This is a genomic window from Elstera litoralis (assembly GCF_000963705.1).
GTDB classification, from domain to species: Bacteria; Pseudomonadota; Alphaproteobacteria; order Elsterales; family Elsteraceae; genus Elstera; species Elstera litoralis.
Window position 1 is genome coordinate 1 of the sequence record NZ_LAJY01000020.1, and the last position, 3674, is coordinate 3674.

The window sequence follows — 3674 nt, forward strand, 5'->3', positions numbered from 1 at the left end:
GCGCCAAAGTATCCGAGCCGCTGCCGCCATTGATGGTTCCTGTGGCAAGCGTCGCAGCGCCGGTAGCAATCGTAATCGTATCATTGCCCGCACCCGCATTAACGCTCGATGTGGTTGCTGCATTTAGGAAAATACTGTCGGCGGCAGCGCCACCCTGTACCGTTACGCTATGGCCACTCACGTTCGTCGCATCAAAATACAGCGCATTGGTCCCCGTCAGACTGCCGCCGTTCAACGTTACACCCGTCGTATCGCTTGAATGGCCCGACGCCGCCGTAACGACATACTGATAGCTCGCCCCATCGGTGAGCGTGATGGTTTCGACGCCCGTCACACGGTCGAGATCGCTATCGGCATTGCGCGCCGTCAACGTGATATTATCGGTCCCGGAGCCACCGATGATGGTGTCGGACGAGGTGAGCTTATTGGCCAGGACGAAGGTATCATTGTCGGCACCGCCGTCAAGATTGTCATCGCCGTCGCCACCGTTCAGCGTGTCATTGCCCGTACTCCCATCCAGCGCGTCATTGCCGTCGTCGCCGAACAGTTGATCGTCACCGCTATCGCCGAAGATGTAATCGCCGCCGACACCGCCGATCAGGCTGTCATTCCCAAGCCCCCCGTCCAGACTATCGTCCCCAAGGCCCCCGTCCAGAGTGTCGTTATCGCTCCCGCCCGCCAGAACATCGTTGCCCGCACCGCCGACCAAACTATCGTTCCCAGCATGGCCGTGAAGAGTATCGTTCCCGCCCTCGCCGAACAGCGAATCATTGCCAATGGCGCCGCCCAAGGTGTCATTCCCATCGCCGCCAGTCAGGCTATCCGCTAGATCGCCGCCACCGATTGTGTCATTCCCTGTGCCGCCGGTAGCGGTCACCGCGTGCCCAGTAATCGACGCGCCGCTAAACATTAACGTCGAGGTGCTCGTCAAGGCGCTGCCATCGATGGTCACGCCCGTCGTGTCGGTGGCATGCACCGACCCCGCTCCAACGGTCCAACTATAGGCAAAGCCGTTGCTGAGGCGGATCGTTTCGACCTGTGAGACATTGTTCAGACTGCCAGCCCCGCCCGACGAACTAACGGTTAACAAATCGTTGCCCGTACCGCCGTTGATGACCGCAGTCGTCCCGATATTACCGCCGCCGACAATCGTATCGTCGCCCCCGCCCGTCGAGATATTGGGCCCGCCACCGCCAGCCGTGATGATATCATTGCCGGAGCCGGACTGAACCGTCGTGCCGAGAGGCGCGGTATAGGTCAAAGCGCCCGTCATCGCGCTCGCATCCAGAACGGTGGCACCGCCGAAACTGCCCAAAGTTAGCGTGCCGGAACCGGTCAAAGTCGCGGTCCCGGTCCCCGTCATCAGTGTGCTCAACGCACTGGCTGACCGGACCTCGACCGTGACGCCCGAGCGCCCGGTTACAATCATTGCGCCGGTCGCCGACCCGGCCAGCGCATATTTCTGCACAAGATTACTCGCATCGGTGAGCGTCTGCGCATAGCCCGCACCCAGCACGAACGGCGTATTGGTGGCAAGATTGGCGCTCGGCGTCAGCACCGTCAGCGCACCCGTGCCCGTAACAATCACCTCGCCAATGCTAGTAAAGCCCGTGCCGTTCACCGAAGCCGTCGCGGCTGTTTGGATCGCGACCGTATCGATATCGGTGACGGTCGCCGTTCCGGCGTTATTGATCGTCGCGCCCGATTGGCCGGTCAAGGTCAGCGTATCGGTGCCGCCATTGCCGTTGACGGTATCGGTGCCGTTCAGCGTGCCGACCCCGCCGGTGAAGCTTTCGTTCGTCCCCGCCGCCGCTGGAACGAGGGAGTCGGTGAGGCCCGTGGTCAGCACCAGCGTCGCGGCGGGCGGCGTCGGCGTAACCGGCGTTACTGGCGGGGTTGGTGGCGTGGGTGTCGTCACCGTCTGCGGTACCAAAATCGTGCGGTCGCTATTATAGGCCCCGTCCTGGCCTGCGGTAATCCCCGTCTGGGAAATCAGCGTGAAAGCCGAAACCGGGAGCAGGTTGCTGTTGCCGGTTGCGGCCACATAGCCCGATGTTATCAAAACCTGGGCCTGATCGCGCACTTCCAGCGTCGGCGAGGCCAGAATGCGGACCGCACCGCTCGTTAACAGCCCGGCAGAGGCCGCCGTTAACTGCGATAAATCGAAAACCAGTTGCGAGGCATTGGGTAGGCCACGCGCATCGATAATCAGCCCGTCGCTACGGCCATTAGCAGCGAGAAACCCATCGGTGAGCACAATCCGGAACTGTTTCGCCGCCGAGGTGCCCGACATATCCATCAGCACCAGCGCATCGATACCGCCCAGCGCCGCGCCCGCGCTGGCATCGAAAATAAAGCTGCCCGCATCGGCTGCCGTCAGGTGCAGCAGCAGCGCATCCTGGCCCTCGCCACCCTGTAGGTTATCGCCAGACTGAAGCGCCCCGCTGCGCAGCCGGAACGAATCATTGCCCGCGCCGCCGGTTAAGGTTTCGGTGCCGCTATTGGCCGTGATCGTATCATTGCCCTCACCGCCATCGGCCAGATTGCGGCCAATCCCAAGGTCGATGACATCATGGCCCGCATCGCCAAAGCCCTGATCGTCGCCGCCATCGTCGCTGAGCGTATCATTGCCTGTTCCGCCCGCGAGGGAGTCGTTTCCGAGGCCGCCGATGAGCGTATCGGTGCCCGCGTCCCCGGTCAGCGAATCATTGCCAGTATTGCCGGTCAGAACATCTGACCCGGCACCGCCGGTAATCACATCGCGCCCGGCACCGCCGGTCAGAACCGACCCCCGGCCCTCTCCCCAAGAAAGCCCGGTCAGGGTAAGATCGAGCAAAGCCCGGCTGCCATCGATATTCTCGAAGCCGATCAGCGTCGGGCCGGTTGGGCTGCCCGCCTGCTCGCCCGTGCGATTCTGATCGGTGCTGCGCGTCAGGTCCAGCAGGGTCAGCATCGGGGCCGTGTCTTTGGTCAGAACCAGCGTATCGCCCGTCAGCGCTTGCCCGTCAGCGTCGATGCGGGTGGACGGCCCGAGCCCGATCATCGGAATAAACCGATCATCGTTGGCGGTTCCAGCCCCGCTCCCGGTTAGCACGGTCCCGGCCAGGGGGGCGCTCTGGCGGTTCTCAAAAATCCCATAGAAGACATAATGGGAAAGCGCAGTCGTTTCGGTATAGCCCGCCGCTTTCACGTCCGGGTTGGCGGCAAGATAAGCCGCAGCGTCGAAACCATTCACATCGCTGCTTGGCAACCGGCCCTCGGCAGCTCCGTAGTTCAGGTAATGCGCCCAAGCGCTGGGAAACGCCCCGGCAACAATTGCCGCCCGCACGTCTGGATTCTGGGCGAGATAAAAGGCGCTATTGAAGGCGGCATTCGGATTACGCCCCTCGGCGGCTCCGATCAGGCGAAAATGCGTCGCGGCATCTGGAAAGATGCCGTTTACAATCGCACGTTGCACATCGGGGTTGGCACTCAGATAATAGTCTGCGTCGAACGCCACTTCAGCCATCGAACCAACCCTTGTAGAAAGCCTCTTCACTTCCTCTACCAGGGGTCTGCACGCTCTTTCAAGGGACAGTTTAACTAAGTTTTAGTTTATAGGCTCAACGCGTTAATGCGGCTCTATTCGAACTTTCCGTTCAATGATGAACTACTGGTTCACTCCCCCTCAATCC

1 protein-coding gene is annotated in these 3674 nt (G+C 61.5%); it reads right to left on the reverse strand.

What is annotated here, in order from left to right; genetic code table 11:
* Positions 1-3508 (reverse strand): beta strand repeat-containing protein (locus VZ95_RS01310; protein ID WP_045774277.1); only part of this gene is annotated, 3508 nt, incomplete at its 3' end.
* Positions 3509-3674: the final 166 nt, after the last annotated feature.